The organism is Natrinema soli (genome assembly GCF_028618695.1).
The window spans coordinates 1-846 of record NZ_JAQIVI010000675.1; the positions used below are offsets into that span (position 1 = coordinate 1).

At 69.7% G+C, this 846-nt stretch carries 1 protein-coding gene; it reads left to right on the forward strand.

From position 1 onward, the window contains the following. On the forward strand, positions 1-846 hold an 846-nt coding region (locus tag PGX04_RS29820), incomplete at both ends, for an amidase (protein ID WP_273741805.1).

Sequence of the window (846 nt, forward strand, 5' to 3'; positions counted from 1 at the left end):
CGACGCCGGCGGCTCGGTTCGGGTTCCGGCGAGCTTCTGTGGCGTCTACGGACTCAAACCCACGCAGGGCGTAATTCCGAACGTCAGCCGGCCGAACGCGTTCGCCGGTCACACGCCGTTCTCCACGAACGGGCCGCTGGCCCGGACGGTCGAAGACGCGGCGCTGTCGCTGGACGTGATGGCGGGGGCCCACCCACGAGACCCGTTCTCGGTCCCGAAGCAGGGCGAGTACCGCGCCGCGGTCGACCGTCCCGTCGACGAACTGACGATCGCCTACAGTCCCGATATGGGGATCTATCCCGTCGAACCCGCCGTTCGCGAGGTCCTCGAGGACGCCGTCTCGGCGCTCGAGCGCGCCGGCGCGACCGTCGACGCGGTCGACCCCGATCTGGGACACGACAACGAGGAGATACTGGACGCCTACTACACGATGGCGACCGTCCGATGGGGGTCGCTGCTGGACACCCTCGAGGACGAGGGGTTCGACCCGCGAGGCGAGGACCGCGACCGCCTGCGGCCGTACCTCGTCGACCTCATCATGGACGCCGAGGAGCCGACCACGCGGGAGTACAAGCGCGCGGACGTGGTGCGGACGCACGTCCTCGACGGGCTGGTGGATCTCTTTGCGGAGTACGATCTGCTCGCGACGGCGACGTGCGGGACGACGCCGTTCCCGCACGGTGAGGAACCCGAGGAGGTAGACGGCGTCGAGATCGAACCGTTCCGCGGCTGGGTGCTCACGCAACCGTTCAACCTCACCGGGCAGCCGGCAGCCTCGGTCCCGGCCGGCGTCGTCGACGGGCTCCCCGTCGGAATGCAGATCGCAGGCCCGCGACACGCCGACGA